Origin of the sequence: Pseudooceanicola pacificus (assembly GCF_009789075.1) — a bacterium.
GTDB classification, from domain to species: Bacteria; Pseudomonadota; Alphaproteobacteria; order Rhodobacterales; family Rhodobacteraceae; genus Pseudooceanicola; species Pseudooceanicola pacificus.
In genome coordinates this window covers 268,051-286,999 of the sequence record NZ_WNXQ01000002.1, presented here as the reverse complement: position 1 = coordinate 286,999, position 18,949 = coordinate 268,051, and the positions used below count along the sequence as shown (strand labels likewise).

General features: G+C 69.9%; 17 protein-coding genes. 11 read left to right on the top strand and 6 right to left on the bottom strand.

From position 1 onward, the window contains the following. Positions 1-22: 22 nt before the first annotated feature. Complete coding sequence (ndk, locus tag GLS40_RS04425; RefSeq protein ID WP_160381527.1) at positions 23-445, bottom strand: nucleoside-diphosphate kinase; 423 nt, start codon at positions 443-445, stop codon at positions 23-25. Positions 446-907: 462 nt separating this feature from the next. Between ndk and GLS40_RS04420 the strand changes: the two genes are divergently transcribed. From GLS40_RS04420 to GLS40_RS04410, 3 genes are all read left to right on the top strand, one after another. Further along, a complete protein-coding gene (locus GLS40_RS04420) occupies positions 908-2,752 on the top strand; it encodes an ABC-F family ATP-binding cassette domain-containing protein (RefSeq protein ID WP_160381774.1) in 1,845 nt (614 codons plus the stop codon). Between the two features lie 219 nt (positions 2,753-2,971). Beyond that, the gene (locus GLS40_RS04415) at positions 2,972-3,583 is read left to right on the top strand and encodes a MarC family protein (RefSeq protein WP_160381526.1); all 612 of its coding nucleotides are present in this window, start codon (positions 2,972-2,974) and stop codon (positions 3,581-3,583) included. A 54-nt stretch (positions 3,584-3,637) separates the two neighbouring features. Further along, positions 3,638-4,219, top strand: a complete 582-nt coding sequence (locus GLS40_RS04410; RefSeq protein WP_160381525.1) for a retropepsin-like aspartic protease family protein — start codon at positions 3,638-3,640, stop codon at positions 4,217-4,219. Positions 4,220-4,223: 4 nt separating this feature from the next. On the opposite strand, the gene lipA is transcribed toward GLS40_RS04410, so the two are convergent. Further along, positions 4,224-5,174: a lipoyl synthase gene (gene lipA / locus GLS40_RS04405; protein WP_160381524.1), complete on the bottom strand. Its 951-nt coding sequence runs from the start codon at positions 5,172-5,174 to the stop codon at positions 4,224-4,226. A 225-nt stretch (positions 5,175-5,399) separates the two neighbouring features. Continuing rightward, entirely contained in the window at positions 5,400-5,831 is a 432-nt protein-coding gene (locus tag GLS40_RS04400) for a hypothetical protein (RefSeq protein WP_160381523.1), read from the bottom strand. A 196-nt stretch (positions 5,832-6,027) separates the two neighbouring features. On the opposite strand from GLS40_RS04400, the gene GLS40_RS04395 reads away from it, so the two are divergent. The 3 genes from GLS40_RS04395 to GLS40_RS04385 all read left to right on the top strand — a co-directional run bounded on the left by GLS40_RS04395 (position 6,028) and on the right by GLS40_RS04385 (position 9,614). Next, the gene (locus GLS40_RS04395) at positions 6,028-7,203 is read left to right on the top strand and encodes an aminotransferase (protein WP_160381522.1); all 1,176 of its coding nucleotides are present in this window, start codon (positions 6,028-6,030) and stop codon (positions 7,201-7,203) included. A gap of 102 nt (positions 7,204-7,305) precedes the next feature. Next, positions 7,306-9,147, top strand: coding sequence for a peptidylprolyl isomerase (locus GLS40_RS04390; protein WP_160381521.1), 1,842 nt, complete (start codon positions 7,306-7,308; stop codon positions 9,145-9,147). A gap of 140 nt (positions 9,148-9,287) precedes the next feature. Continuing rightward, the gene (locus GLS40_RS04385; protein WP_160381520.1) at positions 9,288-9,614 is read left to right on the top strand and encodes a YnfA family protein; all 327 of its coding nucleotides are present in this window, start codon (positions 9,288-9,290) and stop codon (positions 9,612-9,614) included. A 36-nt stretch (positions 9,615-9,650) separates the two neighbouring features. On the opposite strand, the gene GLS40_RS18200 is transcribed toward GLS40_RS04385, so the two are convergent. Beyond that, positions 9,651-11,459: a divergent polysaccharide deacetylase family protein gene (locus GLS40_RS18200; protein WP_160381519.1), complete on the bottom strand. Its 1,809-nt coding sequence runs from the start codon at positions 11,457-11,459 to the stop codon at positions 9,651-9,653. A 217-nt stretch (positions 11,460-11,676) separates the two neighbouring features. On the opposite strand from GLS40_RS18200, the gene trpD reads away from it, so the two are divergent. The 5 genes from trpD to GLS40_RS04355 are packed head-to-tail and all read left to right on the top strand — an operon-like array spanning position 11,677 to position 15,844. Beyond that, on the top strand, positions 11,677-12,702 hold the full coding sequence (gene trpD / locus GLS40_RS04375; RefSeq protein WP_160381518.1) for an anthranilate phosphoribosyltransferase: 1,026 nt from the start codon (positions 11,677-11,679) through the stop codon (positions 12,700-12,702). 1 nt (position 12,703) lies between these two features. Continuing rightward, entirely contained in the window at positions 12,704-13,372 is a 669-nt protein-coding gene (locus GLS40_RS04370) for a uracil-DNA glycosylase (protein ID WP_160381517.1), read from the top strand. A gap of 5 nt (positions 13,373-13,377) precedes the next feature. Then, positions 13,378-14,193, top strand: coding sequence for an indole-3-glycerol phosphate synthase TrpC (gene trpC / locus GLS40_RS04365; RefSeq protein WP_160381516.1), 816 nt, complete (start codon positions 13,378-13,380; stop codon positions 14,191-14,193). Continuing rightward, a complete protein-coding gene (gene moaC / locus GLS40_RS04360) occupies positions 14,193-14,672 on the top strand; it encodes a cyclic pyranopterin monophosphate synthase MoaC (protein WP_160381515.1) in 480 nt (159 codons plus the stop codon). Before trpC ends, moaC begins: the two co-directional genes overlap by 1 nt. After that, positions 14,669-15,844 carry a molybdopterin molybdotransferase MoeA gene (locus tag GLS40_RS04355; RefSeq protein ID WP_160381514.1) on the top strand — a complete coding sequence of 392 codons (1,176 nt, stop codon included), beginning with the start codon at positions 14,669-14,671 and terminating at the stop codon, positions 15,842-15,844. Before moaC ends, GLS40_RS04355 begins: the two co-directional genes overlap by 4 nt. A gap of 21 nt (positions 15,845-15,865) precedes the next feature. Here the strand turns inward: GLS40_RS04355 and GLS40_RS04350 are convergent, their stop codons facing one another. Both GLS40_RS04350 and GLS40_RS04345 read right to left on the bottom strand, forming a co-directional pair. Next, positions 15,866-16,894, bottom strand: coding sequence for an AbrB family transcriptional regulator (locus GLS40_RS04350; protein ID WP_160381513.1), 1,029 nt, complete (start codon positions 16,892-16,894; stop codon positions 15,866-15,868). A gap of 418 nt (positions 16,895-17,312) precedes the next feature. After that, positions 17,313-18,944 (bottom strand): dihydroxyacetone kinase subunit DhaK, encoded by a 1,632-nt coding sequence (locus tag GLS40_RS04345; protein WP_160381512.1) that lies wholly within the window; start codon positions 18,942-18,944, stop codon positions 17,313-17,315. Positions 18,945-18,949: the final 5 nt, after the last annotated feature.

The window sequence follows — 18,949 nt, the reverse complement described above, 5'->3', positions numbered from 1 at the left end:
CGATCTGCAAGACCGTGCGGGCTCAGCCGACCAGTTCGAGACCCGAGAAGAAATAGGCGATCTCGACAGCGGCGGTTTCCGGCGCGTCCGAACCGTGGACGGAGTTTTCACCCACGCTCTCGGCGAAATCGGCGCGCACGGTGCCCGGTGCGGCATCCTTGGGATTGGTCGCGCCCATCACTTCGCGGTTCTTCGCGATGGCGCCTTCGCCTTCCAGCACCTGCACCACGACGGGGGCCGATGCCATGAACTCGCAGAGTTCGCCGTAGAACGGACGCTCGGCATGCACTTCGTAGAACTTCCCGGCCTGGGCCATGGTCAGCTGGATCCGCTTCTGGGCGACGATGCGCAGGCCGGCATCCTCGAACTTGGCGTTGATCTTGCCGGTCAGGTTGCGGCGGGTGGCGTCGGGCTTGATGATCGACAGGGTGCGTTCGATAGCCATCTGGAAAATCCTTCTTCGTCTCGTGAAAAGGCGGGCGCAATGGCCCGCCATGAATGACGCCGTCCGCCTAGCATGCGCCCCCCGCTTTGAAAAGCGTCAATAGCGCGCCCCGGCCCCCGCGCAGGCCGCCCCGGCAGGGCCGCGCAGCACCCCGCCGCGCAGGCGGCCCGCCGGTGCGATCCGCCGCCTGTCGCGACAGATCCGGCACCCGGAACGCCGGCCCCGCCCCCCGGCCAGACACCACACCGCCAGGGCGGACCGCCGCCAGTCCTTGCGCGCCACCCCGCCTGCTTCCTCTGGCCATAAATATCCAGAAACGGCGACCCGCCCCCGGCCCGAAAGACGATTGAGCCGATGGCTTGCCAGCGACGCCAGAGACATCGGCAACACCTCTCCGCCCTGCAGCATCTATTGCGCACAGACCATCTGGCACCCTACCCCGCCCTCTGCTATGCGCCGGTCATGCTGCGCATCACCGACATATCCTACTCCGTCGCGGGCCGCCCGCTGATCGAACACGCCTCGGCCAATATCCCCGAGGGGCACAAGATCGGCATTGTCGGGCGCAACGGCACCGGCAAGACCACGCTGTTCCGCCTGATCCGGGGCGAACTGGCGCTGGAATCGGGCGAGATCACCATGCCCCTGCGCGCCCGCATCGGCGGCGTCGCGCAAGAGGTGCCGGGCAACGAGGTCTCGCTGATCGACACCGTGCTTGCCGCCGATACCGAGCGGGCCGAGCTGATGGCGGAATCCGACACCGCCACCGACGGCGCCCGCATCGCCGAGATCCAGACCCGCCTGGCCGATATCGACGCCTGGTCGGCCGAGGCGCGCGCCGCCTCGATCCTCAAGGGCCTTGGCTTCACCGATGCCGAACAGCGCATGCCCTGCTCGGCCTTTTCAGGCGGCTGGCGGATGCGCGTCGCCCTCGCCGCCGTGCTGTTCTCGCAGCCCGATCTGCTGCTGCTGGACGAACCGACCAACTATCTGGATCTGGAGGGCGCGCTGTGGCTGGAAAGCTACCTGGCGCGCTATCCCCATACCGTGCTGATCGTCAGCCACGACCGGGGCCTGCTGAACCGCGCCGTGGGCCATATCCTCCACCTGGAGGACCGCAAGCTGACGCTCTATCAGGGCAATTACGACACTTTCGCCGAAACCCGCGCCGCGCGCCTGGCCGTGGCCGAGGCCGAGAACCGCAAGCAGGAGGCCCGCCGCGCCCACCTGCAAAGCTTTGTCGACCGGTTCCGCGCCAAGGCCTCCAAGGCGGTGCAGGCGCAATCCCGGCTCAAGATGATCGCCAAGCTCAAGCCGATCAACACCCCGCAGGAGGCCGCGCTGCGCGCCTTCTCCTTCCCCACGCCCGAAGAGCTTTCGCCGCCCATCGTGAGGGTCGAAAGCGGCGTGGTCGGCTATGACGGCAAGCCGGTGCTGTCGCATCTCGACCTGCGCATCGACCAGGACGACCGCATCGCCCTGCTGGGCCGCAACGGCGAGGGCAAGTCGACCCTGTCGAAACTGCTCTCCAACCGTCTTGCGCCGATGTCGGGGCGGGTCATCACCTCGTCCAAGCTGCGGGTCGGCTATTTCGCCCAGCACCAGGTCGACGAGCTGCATGTGGACGAAACCCCCGTCGACCATCTGCGCCGCCTGCGCCCGGACGAGCCGCCCTCGAAACTGCGCGCGCGCCTTGGCGGCTTCGGCATCCGGGCCGAGCAGGCCGATACCGTGGTCGGGCGCCTGTCGGGCGGGCAGAAGGCGCGTCTGTCGCTGATGCTGGCCACGCTCGACGCGCCGCATATGCTGATCCTCGACGAACCGACCAACCACCTCGACATCGAAAGCCGCGAAGCCCTGGTCGAGGCGCTGACCGCCTATACCGGCGCGGTGATCCTCGTCAGCCACGACATGCACCTGCTCAGCCTCGTGGCCGACCGGCTGTGGCTGGTCAAGGACGGCCGCGTGACTCCTTACGAGCAGGATCTCGAAGCCTATCGCGCGCTGCTTCTGACGCCCGACCGGCCCTCCGAGAAGAAGGAAAAGCCGAAACCCGCCCGCCCCTCGCGCGAGGCGATCCAGGCGCTCCGCTCCGAGGTCCGCAAATGCGAGGACCGGGTGAACAAGCTCAACGAGATGAGCGACAAGCTTGCCTCGAAACTGTCCGACCCCGCGCTCTACGAAGAGGAAAAGGTCGGCGAGCTGGAGGTCTGGAACCGCAAATATGCCGAGCTGCGCCAGGCGATGGAAAAGGCCGAGGCCCTGTGGATGAGCGCGCTGGAGAAGCTGGAAGCGGCGCAGGCCTGATCGCATCGCTTGCGCCGGCCTTTTGGGCCGCGCGCCTGCGTCGGCGCGGAAATGTTGGATTTTGTCTCTCAAATGGAAACAATGCGGCCAGAAATTCCCGCATTGGTTCGATTTAGACAACTCCCGGCCAGCCCCTTGACGGATGTCCCGGCCAACTGCGCCCTAGGATTTGCGCCCCTGACGTGATCCAATCCCGCCACGCCCGCCGACGGAGGCTTCATGGACACCGCCTTTCTCATCACCGCCTTCGTCACGCTTTTCGTGATCATCGACCCCGTGGGGCTCACGCCGCTCTTTGCCGCGCTGACCCAGGGGATGAGCCCGGCACAGAGGCGTTCCATCGCGCTCAGGGCCTGCGGGATCGCGATGCTGATCCTGATGCTGTTCGCCCTCTTCGGCGAGGCGGTGCTGAACTTCGTCGGGATCTCGATGCCCGCCTTTCGCATCGCGGGGGGTATCCTGCTGTTCCTCACCGCGCTCGACATGCTGTTCGAACGCCGCACCAGGCGGCGCGAGGACCAGGCCGACGACCGGCCCGATCCTTCGGTCTTTCCGCTGGCCATTCCGCTGATCGCCGGCCCCGGGGCCATCGCGACGGTGATCCTGCTGGCGGGCCAGCGCCCCGGGCTGGCCGGGCTGGCGCTGGTGCTGGCCGTCGCGGCGGTGGTGCTGGCGGTGGTCTTTGCCTTCTTCCTGACCACCGGCCTGCTGGAGCGCGCCCTGGGACGGGTGGGCATCAACGTGGTCACGCGCCTGCTTGGCATGTTGCTGGCCGCCCTGTCGGTCCAGTTCGTGCTGGACGGGCTGCGCGCCTTCGGCCTGGCCGGCTGACCCTCGCAAGCCCCGCCCCCTGCGCCTATATCCTTAGTCAGACCGGAGGGCCCGATGAGCACAGACACCATAATGCAGATCGCCTATCTTTCGCTGCTGATGGCGGCAATCGGGGGCTATGCCGTCGTGCGCTACCGGGGCCGGCTGGGCACGATGCTGCAGCATGCCGCGCTCTGGGCCTTGATCTTTGTCGGGGTGCTGGCGGGCGTCGGGCTCTGGGGTGACATCCGCACCACGGTGATGCCGATGCAGAGCGTCAGCCAGACCGGCGAGACGATCCGCGTGCCCCGCGCCAACGACGGGCACTATTACCTGACGGTGGATATCAACGGCGAACCGATCTGGCTGATGGTCGATACCGGCGCGACCGATCTGGTGCTGACGCGCCGCGACGCCGAAAAGGTGGGGATCGACCCCGACGCGCTGCAGTTCCTGGGCCGCGCCTCTACCGCAAATGGCGAGGTCGGGCTGGCGCCGGTCACACTGGACAGCGTCGACCTGGGCCCGGTGCACGACAGCCGCTTCCGCGCCTTCGTCTCGGAAGGCGCGATGCCCATGTCCCTGATGGGCATGAGCTATCTGCAGAACTTCAGCCGGATCGAGATCGCCGACGGCGCGCTTGTGCTGACGCGCTAGGCGCTCAGGCCCGTCCCAGCTTTGCCAGCCGGTTCGCCCTGAGCCGCGCGAAATCCTCGCCCGCATGGTAGGACGACCGGGTCAGCGGCGTGGCCGAGACCATCAGGAACCCCTTGCCATAGGCCGATTTCTCATAGGCCGCGAATTCGTCGGGATGCACGAAGCGGGCCACGGCATGGTGCTTGGGCGTGGGCTGCAGGTACTGGCCGATGGTCAGGAAATCCACATCGGCCGCGCGCATGTCATCCATCACCTGGCGCACGGCCGGGGCCTCTTCGCCGAGGCCGACCATGATGCCCGACTTGGTGAACATCGCCGGGTCCAGCTCCTTGACCTTCTGCAGCAGCCGCAGCGAGTGGAAATACCGCGCGCCGGGCCGCACCTCGGGGTAGAGGCCGGGCACGGTTTCCAGGTTGTGGTTGAACACGTCGGGGCGCGCCTCGACAACGGTTTCCAGTGCGCCCGGTTTGGCCTTCAGGAAATCGGGGGTCAGGATCTCGATCGTCGTGTCGGGCGAGCGGTGGCGCACGGCGCGGATGGTCTGGGCGAAATGCTCGGCCCCGCCGTCGTCCAGATCGTCGCGGTCGACCGAGGTGATGACCACATGATTCAGCCCCAGCTTTTCCACCGCATGGGCGACGCGGCCGGGTTCGAAGGCATCCAGCGTATCGGGCCGTCCGGTGGCGATGTTGCAGAAGGTGCAGCCCCGGGTGCAGATATCGCCCATGATCATCATGGTGGCGTGGCCCTGGCTCCAGCATTCGCCGGCATTGGGGCAACCCGCTTCCTCGCAGACCGTGACCAGGCGATTCTCGCGCATGATCCGCTTGGTCTCCATGTATCCCTTCGAGGTCGGGGCCTTGACGCGGATCCAGTCGGGCTTCTTCGGCTGGGCGTTGTCGGGGCGGTGCGCCTTCTCGGGGTGACGCTGGTCGGGGATCTTCAGATCGCGCATGGGACGGGCCTCTGCCTTATATCGAGCCCTAGCATAGTCATCCGGCCGCAAAAGTGCCAGTACCGGCATGACGGTTTGCCCGCCGGGCATGGCGGTTCTGCACCGGGCGGGAGGGTCTGCGGGATTTTCCGGCGCCCGGGCGGTTCGCCCGGCCAGAGGCCTGAACTTGGGGGGCGGATATCGGATCGGCACCGTGGCGGGGCTGGCCACGATGCCGGAGGGGTCTCAGACCGCGTCGCAGGCGGTGTAGCGCAGCGGGCCGGGGATCGCGCCCTCGCCGTATTCGCGGCGCACCAGGGTGCGCCCGCCGTCCTGCAGGTCAAGGACCTCGCGCCGGGTCCAGCTCATGCCCTCGCCGGTAAAGGCAAAGTCGGCCTCGATCCCGGTGTCGCTCCGCTCTGCCACCTTGCCCAGGGTGGCGCGGGATTCGTAGAATTTCAGCGTGGTCCCGTCGACCACCATCAGCCCCTTGGCGATGCTCGCATCCGGGCCGCAATCGGCCGCGGTCAGCCCCCACCGGCCCTGTGCGGCCTCGGGGATGCCGGTTGTTGCCTGAGGGCTGGAGGTCTGCCCGCTTGTTGCCCGCCCCGGCATCGCAATGCCCTGGCAGGCCGTGACAAGGGCGGCGGCGGCCAGCACGACGTAATGGAATTTCATGATCTGCTCCGGTTCTTGTTATACCGGTTCAATGTGGCGGCCCGCGACAAAGTTCCAGAGCCCCCGGACAGGCCGCCGCCCGCCATCGCGGAAATCTGCCGAGCGCCCTGCGGTCCGCCGCGCATCGGGTGCTCTTTCCCTTGCCCCGCGCCCGCGCTAGCCTGCCCGCAACCCGCCCCCAGCACCGGAGAAACCGATGTCCCTGCCCCGCACCGCCACCACATTCGCGCCCCCGGTGATGGAGGCGCGGCGCTGGCTGCAGGGGGTCACCTTCCCGCCCGGGCGCCCGCTGCTGAACGTCAGCCAGGCGGCGCCCGTCGATCCGCCCCCGCTGGCGATGCGCGAGGCGATGGCCGACCTGGCGATGAACGAGCCGCAGGCGCATCTTTACGGCCCCGTGCTGGGCCTGCCCGCCCTGCGCGAAGAGGTCGCCGCCCGCTGGACCCGCAGCTATGGCGGCACGGTGGCGGCGGCGCAGGTCGCCATCACCTCGGGCTGCAACCAGGCGTTCTGCGCCGCGATCCACACGCTGGTGGCCGAGGGGGACGAGGTCATCCTGCCGGTGCCGTGGTATTTCAACCACAAGATGTGGCTCGACATGGCGGGCGCCGTGGCGGTGCCCCTGCCCACCGGCGCCGGGCTGATCCCCGACCCGGAACAGGCCGCCGCGCTGATCACCCCGCGCACCCGCGCCATCGTGCTGGTGACGCCGAACAACCCCGGCGGCGTGGAATATCCGCCCGCGGTCATCCGCGCCTTCTTCGACCTCGCCCGCGCCCGGAGCATCGCCCTGATCGTCGACGAGACCTATCGCGATTTCCTTGCCGCCTCGTCCGCACCGCATGACCTGTTCGCCGATCCCGACTGGGACGACACGCTGATCCAGCTCTATTCCTTCTCCAAGGCCTATCGCCTGACCGGCCACCGTGTCGGCGCGATGAGCGCCTCGCCCGCCCGGCTGGCCGAGGTCGAGAAATTCCTGGACACCGTCACCATCTGCCCCGCCCAGATCGGCCAGTTCGCCGCGCTCTGGGGGATGCAGAACCTCGACCAGTGGCTGGCGGGCGAGCGGGACGAGATCATGGCGCGCCGCGCCGCGATCACCGGCGGCTTTGCCCCCCTGGCCGCCAAGGGGTGGGAGCTGATGGGCTGCGGCGCCTATTTCGCCTATATGGCGCATCCTTTCGACCTGCCCTCGGACCGGCTGGCGCAGCGGCTGGTGGCCGAGGCGGGCGTGCTGCTGCTGCCCGGCACGATGTTCATGCCCGAGGGCGACGCCGCGGGCAAACGCCAGCTGCGCGTGGCCTTTGCCAATGTCGATGCGCAGGGGATCGGGGCGCTGCTCGACCGTCTCGGGGGCTTTGCGGGCTGACGCGCCTCACATCCCCGTCACGGCACCACCGCCGGGCCTTGTGACACGGGGCCAAGCACATTAGACAACCCCGACAGAGCGACAGGCAGGGACGAGGGCGCAATGGCAGCCAAGAATTCATCGAAGATGCTGGTCTGGGGCCTGCTGGCCCTGCTGATACTGGGGCTTGGCGGCTTCGGCGTGACCAACCTGTCGGGCACCGTGCGCTCGATCGGCAAGGTCGGGGACAAGGAAATCCCCGTCGACGTCTATGCCAGCGCCCTGCAGCAGGACATCCGCGCCATCGAGGCGCAGACCGGCCAGGCGCTGAGCTTCGAACAGGCGCAGAGCTTCGGGTTGACCGAAAACACCCTGTCGCGGCTGATCGCCTCGGCCGCGCTGGACAACGAGGCCGACCGCCTTGGCATCTCCATCGGCGATGCGACCCTGGCCCGCCAGTTGCAGACGATCCCCGCCTTTCAGGGGCTGGACGGCAAGTTCGACCGCGAGGGCTATCGCGCCGCGCTGGACCGCAACGGCCTGACCGAGGCCCGGTTCGAGGACCGCCTGCGGGACGAGACCGCGCGCACCATCCTCCAGGCCGCCATCGTCTCGGGCGGGGCCATGCCCGCCGCCTATGCCGACACCCTGGCCAAATACATCGGCGAACGGCGCAGCGTGACCTATGCCACGCTGGGCGACGACAAGCTGCCCGAGCCGCTGCCAGAACCCGACAACGAGACGCTGATCGACTATTACAACCTGCATGTGAAGGACTACACCGAGCCGGAAAAGAAGCGGATCACCTATGCCTGGCTCGATCCGGACATGCTGGTGGATGCGGCGGCGGTGGACCAGCAATCGCTGGTGGACCTCTACGAACAGCGCCGGGATGAATTCGACCGCCCCGAGCGCCGCCTGGTCGAACGGCTGGTCTATCCCGACGCCGCGGCCGCGCAGGCCGCCAAGGACAAGCTGGACGCGGGCGAGACGGATTTCGAGACGCTGGTCACCGATCGCGGCCTGTCCCTGATGGATATCGACATGGGCGACGTCACGCAGGAGCGCCTTGGCGCCGCCGGCGCGGCTGTCTTTGCCGCCGAGACGGGCGATGTGGTCGGCCCCGTCGACACCGACCTGGGCCCGGCCCTCTTCCGCATCAACGGCGTTCTGGCCGCGCAGAAGACCTCGCTGGAGGATGCCTCGCTGATGCTGCGCGAGGAACTCGCCGCCGATGCCGCCCGCCGCGAGGTGGAGCGCCAGATGGAGCCGATCGAGGACCTGCTGGCCGGCGGCGCGACGCTGGAGGAGCTGGCCGACGAGACCGACATGCAGCTGACCACCTTCGACTGGTATCCCGGCACCAGCGAGGGCATCGCGAATTACGACGGGTTCGACGCCGCCGCCGAGGCGCTGACCAAGGACGACTATCCCGAGCTCAAGCAGCTGGACGACGGCGGTGTCTACGCCATGCGCCTGGACGAGATCGTCGATCCCGTCGCGCAGCCCTACGAGGAAGTGCGCGATCAGGTGCGCGGCGCCTGGGAGACGGCCGAGACCATGAAGCGCCTGACCGAGCTGGCCGAGCAGGACAAGGCCCGGCTGATGGAAAGCGCGACCTTCGCGGGGCTGGGGCTGGAGACCAAGACCGAGGAATCGCTCAGCCGCAACGGCGCGATCCTGGGGGCGCCCACCGATCTGGTCAGCCGCATCTACCAGATGAAAGAGGGCGAGATCATCGTGGCGCAGGGCTTTGGCACCGTGATGATCCTGCGTCTGGACGCCATCGTGCCGCCCTCGGACGAGGATGAGAATACAGCCTCGATGATCGCCTCGATCCGCGAACAGGCCTCGCAGAGCATGAACCAGGACCTCTACAACGCCTTTGCCGCCGACATCCGCACCCGTGCGGGCGTGCGGCTGGATCAGAACGCGCTGAACGCGGTTCACGCGAACTTCCGGTAGACGCGGCCGGGCGGCGGCGGTGCTGCGCCGCCCGCCGCTGCCGGGCCACCCCTGGCCGCACATCGGCCCGCCGGCGGCCACCGGGCGCTGGCGCCCCGGCGCGCCAGCGTGACGGGGACCCGCCCCAGCCCGAGCCGACAATGACAACACTTGCGATCTATCTTGCCGCCGCCGTTGCGGAACTGACCGGATGCTTTGCCGTCTGGGCCTGGGCGCGGCTGGACCGGTCACCGCTCTGGCTGGTGCCGGGCATGGCCTCGCTGGCCCTGTTTGCCTGGCTGCTGACCCTCAGCGCGGCGGACCAGTCGGGCCGCGCCTTTGCGATCTACGGCGGGGTCTATATCGTCGCCTCGCTGGTCTGGCTCTGGCTGGTCGACGGGCAGCGGCCCGACGTCTGGGACATCGCAGGCGCCACGGTCTGCCTGGCGGGCGCGGCGATCATGTTATGGGCGCCGCGCGGGGGCTGAGGCGCGCGCCTGTTCCGCCAGCCCGGCGATCCGGTTTCACTCCGGCAGGGACGACATCAGCAGGGCCGAGACCGGCGCCAGCGCCACCCGGCTGGCGCGGTCCTGCAGGCCCCAGACCAGCAGCGCCTGCACGGTTTCGGCCCGCAAACGGCCAACCATGATCACCCCGCCTTCCTGACCCGCGCGAAAGGCCGCGTGGTCGAGGAAGCGGCGGATCACATCCGACGACTGCCCGTCGCTGTCGAAATCGCGGAACACGGTGGCCGCGGGCACGCCCTTGCGCACAGCCAGCTTGCGCGCCGTGTCCAGCCCGTTGGGGTAAAGCACCAGCCCCCGCCCCGAGGCCGCGAGGATATCGGCCAGCTGATCGGAGGCGGGCCGCGCGGCCTGCAATCCGGTGTCGTCGCCCTCCATCACCGCCACGGTTTCGGGCAGGCGTTCGCTCCAGACCTGGTAATTCGTCTCCATGTCGCTGGCCGTGGCCGTCTCGGGCATGTCGGCCAGGATCGCGACTTCCATCCCCGCCGCGCGATATCGCCGCATCGCCTCGGGCGCGCCGTCCCAGGACGGGTCCAGCGCGATGGTCAGGGGATAGGGAAATTCCGACAGGGCCGTGGTGCTGGTCGCCGAGGTGCCGTCATCCAGCAGCAGGATCGACATCAGCGGCTTGTCCTCGGGGTTTTCGAAGGGCACGGCGTAGCGCTCGATCGGCGGCAGCGCGGAGTCCTCGGCCGGGGCGGCCGCTGTCGTCGCGGCGGCCTCGCCGGCGGGCTGGCCTGCGGATTGACCTGTCACCGAGGGCAGCCGTTCCGACCGCCGCTCGGTCCCGCGCTCCAGCAGGCTGACACCGGGGCGGCCCAGCTGGCCGGGCACCGGCCCCTCTGCCTCTTCGACCGTGCCGGCATCGGTGGCGATCTCGTCCTCGGCCTCGGCCGTGTCTCCGGCGGCCTGATCCGCGATGGCCATGTCCTCGGCCATTGCGCCCGTGTCGGCGGTCTCTGCACCGGCGGTGCCTCCGGTGGCCATGCCCTCAGCCATTGCGGGTGCTTCGGCGGTCTCGTCCCCGGTCCGGGGAGATGCGTCGCCGGTATCCGTTGCGGCGGCCTGCGGCGCGGCCATCGCGGGGTCTGCGCCCCCGGCAGGCTCCATGATCTCGTCCGGTGCGTCAGCGGTGCCATCCTCCGCCTCGGGCGCGGCCATCGCCGGGGCACTTGTCGCATCGGCGCTCGGCGGGCTGTCGGCGCCGGATTCCGAGGGCAGGCTGGCGACCTTGTCGCCGGGCGCCACGATCACCGGGCTTTCCGCCGCCGCCTGCAGGTCGGTGCTGGGGAACCCGGTCGAGCTGTCGTCGCCCACCGGCACGCGCGGCGCCACGGGCGCCTGCGGCGGCGGGGCGGGAGCGGTCGACACGGCGGGGCCGGACTCGGTCTGCGGGGCATTGGGCGCGGGGCGTTCGGCACCCGGCGCAAGCGGCGCATCGGCATCCGATCCCATCGCGGGCCCGCTGCGCGGCGCGGCGGGGGCCGAGGCGAGCGCGGTTTCCGGGCCGCCGGTGACGGGGCGCTGCGCCGGCTGGGTGCCGACCGGGTCGATCGGGGCCAGATCGTCGGGGCTGGGCGCGGCGGGGCTGACGGCGCCGGGGGCCTTGGCCACGGCCTGCTGGCCCGGCAGCCTGGCCGGCTCGTCCGGGCGCGACTGATTGAATTCCGATCCCGCGGGCACGTCGGCCGTGCCGGTGCGCGGCGGCTCGCTGCCCGGCAACGTGGCGTTGAGCGAGGTGATGGCGACCGCAATCACCGAAATCACCAGCCCCCAGAGTATTCCTGAAACGAGTCCGCGTCCCACGCCGCCCTGCCTTTCACACAGCGACGCCTGCCCGCGCCGCCCTTGCCTCTTGACCCCGCCCCTGGCCTTGACCCTCAGGGCCTGCCGGAGCATGTTCTGCGCGACCCGCCGCCTGAGGACAGGCATGCGGACCGGCGCGTTTCGCGGATCATACCATACTCTCGGCCACTGCACAGGGGCCTCTGCACAGGAGCGCCCGTGATCGGGCGAAACCAGATTGAGCGACGACATCAAGCCCCTCATCGCCGCCTCGGCCGACCGTCCGCTGACCCGGGACGAGGCCAACCGCGCCTTCGACATCCTGTTCGACGGCCAGGCGACCCCCAGCCAGATCGGCGGGCTGCTGATGGCCCTGCGCACCCGGGGCGAAAGCGTCGACGAATATGCCGCCGCCGCCGCCGCGATGCGCGCCCGCTGCCGCAAGGTGCAGGCGCCCGAAGGGGCGATGGACATCGTCGGCACCGGGGGCGACGGGCGCGGCACGCTGAACATCTCGACAGCGGCGGCCTTTGTCGTGGCCGGCGCGGGTGTCGTGGTGGCCAAGCACGGCAACCGCAACCTCAGCTCGAAAAGCGGGGCGGCGGACGCGCTGACCCAGCTGGGCGTCAATGTCATGGTCGGCCCCGAGGTCGTGGAACGCGCCCTGGCCGAGGCCGGGATCGCCTTCATGATGGCGCCGATGCACCACCCGGCCACCGCCCATGTGATGCCGACGCGCACGGAACTGGGCACCCGCACGATCTTCAACATCCTGGGCCCGCTGACCAACCCCGCCGGGGTGAAACGCCAGCTGACCGGCGCCTTTTCCCGCGACGTGATCCGCCCGATGGCCGAAACGCTGGGTCAGCTCGGGTCGGAAAAGGCCTGGCTGGTGCATGGCTCGGACGGGACGGACGAGCTGTCGATTGCCGGGATCAGCTGGGTTTCGGCGCTCGAGCCGGACGGCACGGTGCACGATTTCGAGCTGCACCCTGAAGAGGCCGGTCTGCCGGAACATCCCTTCGACTCCATCGTCGGCGGCACGCCCGCCGAAAACGGCCGCGCCCTGTCGGCGCTGCTGGAGGGCGCGCCCTCGGCCTATCGCGACGCGGTGCTGCTGAACGCGGCGGCGGCGCTGCTGGTGGCCGACAAGGCGGCGGACCTCAAGGAAGGCGTGGCCATGGCAGCGGAAAGCATCGACCGGGGCGCGGCCCTCGGGCGGGTCAGGACGCTGGCGCGCGTGACCTCGGCCGCCACGGGCTGAGATGCGCGAGGGCCTGCCCCCCGGGCTGGGCGACTGGGCCCGGCTGCCCTTCTTCCGCGAGGACTGGCCCCGCATCCATGCCCGGATCGAGGCCGACCAGCGCGAGATCCTGCCACCCGCCGCACAGCGTTTTGCCGCGCTGGAGCTGACCCAGCCCGATGCGGCCCGCGTGGTGATCCTGGGCCAGGATCCCTATCCGACCCCCGGCCATGCCCACGGGCTGGCCTTTTCCGCCGAGCCGGGCACCCGGCCCCTGCCCCGGTCGCTGTCCAACATCTACCGCGAGATGGCCGAGGACATCGGCGCCTGCCCGCCGGATGCCGATCTGCGGTTCTGGGCCCGGCAGGGCGTGCTGCTGCTGAACACCGCGCTCAGCGTGCCGGCGCGCGGCGCGGGCGGGCACGGCAAACTCGGCTGGCAGGCGCTGACCCGGCAGGTGCTGGCGCGGCTGTCGGACCGGCCGCGCGCCTTTGTCCTCTGGGGCGGGCATGCGCAGGGCTTTGCCGATGCCATCGCCGGGGCGGATCATCTGGTGCTGCGCAGCGCACATCCCTCGCCACTTTCCGCGCGCCGGGGTTTTTTCGGCTCCCGGCCATTTTCATCGGTCAACAACTGGCTTACTTCGAGGGGTGAGACGCCCATCAACTGGGCCGGACCACGCAGGACATGACATAGATGAGCGAAACCGTTCTGGACCGGATCAAGGCCTACAAGCTTGAAGAGATCGCCGCCGACAAGGCTGCCAAGCCTCTGGCTGCTGTCGAGGCCGAGGCCCGCAACGCGCCCCCGGTCCGCCCCTTCGCCGATGCCCTGCACGACGCGTCGCGCGCAGGCTACGGGCTGATCGCCGAGGTCAAGAAGGCCTCGCCCTCCAAGGGGCTGATCCGCGCCGATTTCGATCCCGCGACCCTGGCCGCCGCCTATGCCGAGGGCGGCGCGACCTGCCTGTCGGTGCTGACCGACACGCCCTCGTTCCAGGGGGCCAAGTCCTTTCTGACCGAGGCGCGCGCCGCCTGCGACCTGCCCGCGCTGCGCAAGGATTTCATGTACGACACCTATCAGGTGGCCGAGGCCCGCGCGCTTGGCGCCGATTGCATCCTGATCATCATGGCCTCGGTCAGCGACACCCAGGCCGCCGAGCTTGAGGCGGCCGCCACCGAATGGGGCATGGACGCGCTGATCGAGGTGCACGACCAGGCCGAGCTTGAGCGCGCCGGCGCCCTGCAATCGCGCCTTATCGGCATCAACAACCGCGATCTGCGGACCTTTGAGACCAGCCTGGACACCACGCGCCACCTGTCGCGGCGGGTGCCCGAGGGTCGGATCATCGTGTCGGAAAGCGGGCTGTCGACCCCCGAGCATCTGGCCGACATGGCGCAATACGGCGCCCGCTGCTTCCTGATCGGCGAAGCCCTGATGCGGCAGGAGGACGTCACCGCCGCCACGCGCAGCCTGCTGACGGTGCAGAATCCGATGTCCGGGGTGCTGTGATGGCGCTGACCCATTTCGACGGCAAGGGCGATGCCCATATGGTCGATGTGTCCGACAAGGACGTCACCTCGCGCGTTGCCGTGGCCGCAGGCTGGGTGAAGATGGCGCCGGAAACCTATGATATCATTACCGAAGGCCGCGCCAAGAAGGGCGATGTCCTGTCTGTCGCGCGGCTGGCCGGGATCATGGGCGCCAAGCGCACCGCCGACCTGATCCCGCTGTGCCATCCGCTGCCGATCACCAAGGTCGCGGTCGAGCTGACGCCCGATCCCGACCTGCCCGGCATCCGGATCGAGGCGACGGTCAAGACCACCGGCCAGACCGGGGTGGAGATGGAGGCGCTGACCGCCGTCTCGACCGCCGCGCTGACCGTCTATGACATGGCCAAGGCCGTCGACCGCGCGATGGAGATCGGCGGCATCCATGTGCGGCTGAAGGACGGCGGCAAGTCCGGCCGCTACGAGGCCACCGCGGGATGATCCCCGTCGACGAGGCGCTGGACCGGCTCTTTGCCCTGGTCGCCCCGACCGAAACCGAGATGGTGCCGCTGGCGCAATCCTCGGGCCGGGTGCTGGTGCGCGAGGTGCAGGCCCGGCGGGATCAGCCGCCCTTTGCCGCCTCGGCGATGGATGGCTATGCGGTGCCCGGCGGCGAGGTCCGCCCCGGCGCGCGGTTCGCGGTGATCGGCGAGGCCGCGGCGGGACGGCGGTTCGACGGCACGGTCGGGCCCGGCCAGGCGGTGCGCATCTTTACCGGTGCCCCGGTGCCCGAGGGCGCGGACCGCGTGGTGATCCAGGAGGACGTGACCGCCGAGGGCACGACGATCACCCTGGGCGGCAATCTCGACGAGGGCAGCAACATCCGTCCCGCCGGCGGCGATTTCCGCATCGGCGACCGGATCTCGGCCCCGCGCCGCCTGCGCCCGCAGGACGTGGCGCTGGCCGCCGCGATGAACCACCCGGTGCTGCCGGTGGCGCGGCGTCCGGTGGTGGCGCTGATCTCGAACGGGGACGAGCTGGTGATGCCGGGCGAGACGCCGGGCCCGGACCAGATCGTCGCCTCGAACACCTTCGGCATCAAGGCGCTGCTGGAGGCCGAGGGCGCCACCGTGCGCATCCTGCCCGCAGCCCGCGACACCGCCGCAAGCCTGCGCCTGGCCTTTTCGCTGGCCGCCAGCGCCGATCTGATGGTCACGATCGGCGGCGCCTCGGTTGGCGATCACGATCTGGTCGGCCGCGTGGCGGGCGAACTGGGGATGGAGCGCGCCTTTTACAAGGTCGCGATGCGGCCGGGCAAACCCTTGATGGCCGGGCGGATTTCCGGTGTGCCGATGATCGGGCTGCCGGGCAACCCGGTCTCGGCCATGGTCTGCGGCCATGTCTTCCTGCGTCCCGTCATTCGGGCCATGCTGGGCCTGGGGGCCGGCCCGCTGGCGCCCTCGCAGATGCGGCTGGCCACGGATGTCGCCGCCAACGGGCCGCGCCTGCATTACATGCGGGCCGAAGTCACCGATCAGGGCCTGCGCCCCTTTGCCAGCCAGGACAGCGCCCTGCTGTCGGTGCTGGCCCGGGCGGATGCCTTTGTCATCCGGCCGGTCGACGCGCCTGCCGCGAGCGAGGGCGATACCGTCCCCTGCCTGCTGCTGAGCTGAGGCGCAACGCGCCCCGCCCTCCTATCCCGCCCCCTGCCGCGTCAGCAGGAAGCGGCGGACCAGGGGCGGCACCACGAGGATCACCACCAGCATCCGCAGGAACTGCGCCGAGAGGATGAAGCCCATGTCGGCATCCAGGTCGCGGGCGACGATGGCGACAGTGTCCATCGCGCCGGGGCACATCGCCAGAAACGCGGTGGTATAGCCGATCCCGAAGATCGCCGAGACGACAAAGGACCCGACAGCCGAGACCGCAACCAGCGCGAGGTTGATCAGCAGCACAACCGGCAGCAGCCTCAGGATCGGGCGCAGCAGGTCGGCGCGGAACCGCATGCCCACGCTCCAGCCGATCGCGGCAAAGCCCAGCCATATGGCCCAGGCCGGCACATTCACCTGCAACCCGGTCTGCGCCTCGAAGACGACGCCCATCAGGATCGGCAGCACCAGCGCCCCCGCCGGCAAGGAAACAAACCGGTTCACCAGCAGCCCGGCGGCAACGATCAGCAGCGTGAACAGCGGGCTGGCCGGGGCCCGTGCTGCCAGCTCGACCGCGGCACCGGCGCCCGGGCCTGCCCCGGCCACCGGGTGGATCCAGGCGATGCCCGCCGCCGACAGGGCCACGACGATGACGCGCATGTACTGCATGATCGCGACCATGCGCACATCGGCGCCGGACTCTTCGGACATCACGATCATCGCCGAGGCACCGCCCGGCAGCAGACCCCAGGCAAGGGTCTGGACGTCGAAGACCCGCAGCCGCGCGGTCAGCGTGACGATGACGAAGGTCACCAGCAGGGTCATGGCGGTGGCCGTCAGGATCTCGGGCGCGTAACTCGGCAGGGTCAGCAGCACCCGCGGTTCGATGATCCCGGCGATCATGCAGCCGACGACAGCCTGCCCGGCGCGCTGCGCCTCGCCCGGGATGGGAACCGGCAGGCCGGAACAGGCCAGCACCAGGGCCGCCAGCAGCGGCCCCAGCAGACCCGAGGCGGGGGCACCCAGGGCGCTGAGCACCACGACAAACAGCGCCGAGACAAGGGCCAGGACCACCAGCCTGACCGGCCAGGGTGCGCGTTGCAGGCGCTGGAGCCCGGGCCTCAGCACGCGGCGCGGCCCCGATGGCGTGAGCGACCAACCCGGGCCATTGCGGGCGGGGCGATTGCCGGGGATGCCGCAAAGGGGCCTGTGGGATGGCCCCCCGTGACCGCCAGGCGCGGGCATGGCGCAGACCCCGGGCAATGCGCCGGGTCCCCTGCGGTCAAATGTCGGAGCGATAACAAGGTGCTGGTTTCCCGGCCTGATGCCGTACCGCCCTCTTACCGGGGTTCCCGGGGCAACTGCAACCGGCCCCGTCACCGCCAGGTGCGGGACCGGGTCACATCGCCCGACATCCGGTCAAAGCGCACAGGGACAAGGCACCCCGCCGTTGCCCGGCGATTGCCGCGCGGCCGGCCCGCGCGGCCCGCATTCAGGCGCCCACGGTTTCGGCCAGATGTTCGAACAGGCGGGCCACCGCCTCGGCCCCCGGGTCGACATTGCCCTCCAGCTTGGCGGCATTGACATAGCTCGCCCGCCCGGCCTTGGCCGTGGTGATGGTGGCGGTGACATCCGCCCCCTTGCGCGCGGCGGTTGCGGCGGCCCCCAGCCCCTGCGGCAGGGCCTGCAGCGCGGGCAGCAGCGCGTCGATCATCGTACGGTCCCCGGGCTGTGCGCCGCCCACCTGCTGCACCCGGTCCAACGCCGCCATCAGCGCGCCATGCGCATCCTCGCCCGAGGACGAGGCATCGCCCGCCGCCGCGAAGAAGATCGCCAGCAGCACACCGGAGGAGCCGCCCATCGTCTGGCTCAGCTCCAGCCCGATGGCGCGGTAGAGCTGGGTGAGGTCGGCCAGCGGCATCCGGTCCAGCGCGGCGATCAGCGCGCGCGAGGCGGTGGCCAGCGTGCTGCCGGTATCGCCGTCCCCCGATTTGGCGTCGAGCGCGTTGAGGTCGGCCTCGGCCGCGATGAAGACCTTGCAGCAGCCCTCGATGAAGGCGCGGGTCGCCTCGTTGCGCGAGGGCATCGGCTGGATCGGCGTCAGCCCGTCGGGCAGCGGCAGCACCGGCACGGCGTCCAGCGCCAGGCAGCCGGGCCAGGCCCAGGGGCCGACCGGGGCGCAGAGCGCCGCCTCGTCCGCCTTGGTCACCGGCAGCAGCGAGACCGAAAAGCCCTGCATGTCGAGCGAGGTCATCATCGGCGCCGGGCCGATCAGCCAGCGCAGCTGCGCGCCGATGGCCGATGTGGCCAGTTCCTCGGCCAGCACCGCCATTTCCAGCGGCGTGGCGCCGCCGAGGTTGTTCAGCAGCGCGGCATGCGGACCCGGACCCACATGGGGCGTCAGGCGTTCCACGACCATGCGCACCGCCTCGCGCGCCGAGCGGAAGTCGACCTGTTCCACCCCGGCCTCGCCGTGGATGCCCAGGCCCAGCTCGGCCTTGCCCCGGTCGATCCGCGCCTCCTTGGGCGAACCGGGCACGGTGCAGGTGTCCAGCGACATGCCGATGGAGACCGCCGAGGCGATGACCCGTTCCGCCGCCCTGGTGACCGAGGCCAGATCGCCGCCCTGATCCGCCAGTGCGCCCGCGATCTTGTGCACGAAAAGCGTGCCCGCCACTCCGCGCGCCTGCGGCAGGTCCGGCAGCGCGATGTCGTCGTCGACCACCACCATGTTGACCGACAGGCCGAAGGCGCGCGCCCGTTCCGCCGCCAGGCCAAAGTTCAGCCGGTCGCCGGTGTAGTTCTTGACGATCAGCAGGCAGCCCGCCCGGCCCGTCACCGCGAGGATCCCCGCCAGCACCGCGTCGACCGAGGGCGAGGCGAAGACATCGCCGCAGACCGCCGCGGTCAGCATCCCCTGCCCGACAAAGCCCGCATGGCTCGGCTCGTGCCCCGATCCGCCGCCAGAGACCAGCGCCACCTTCGACTTGTCCCAGTCGGTGCGCACGACGACCTTGATATGCGGGTAACCGTCCAGCCGTGCCAGCCGCCCGCCCGCCGTGCGCAAGGTGCCGTCGATCGCCTCGGTGACCAGGGTCTCCCTGGAATTTATGAACTGGTTCATGAGCT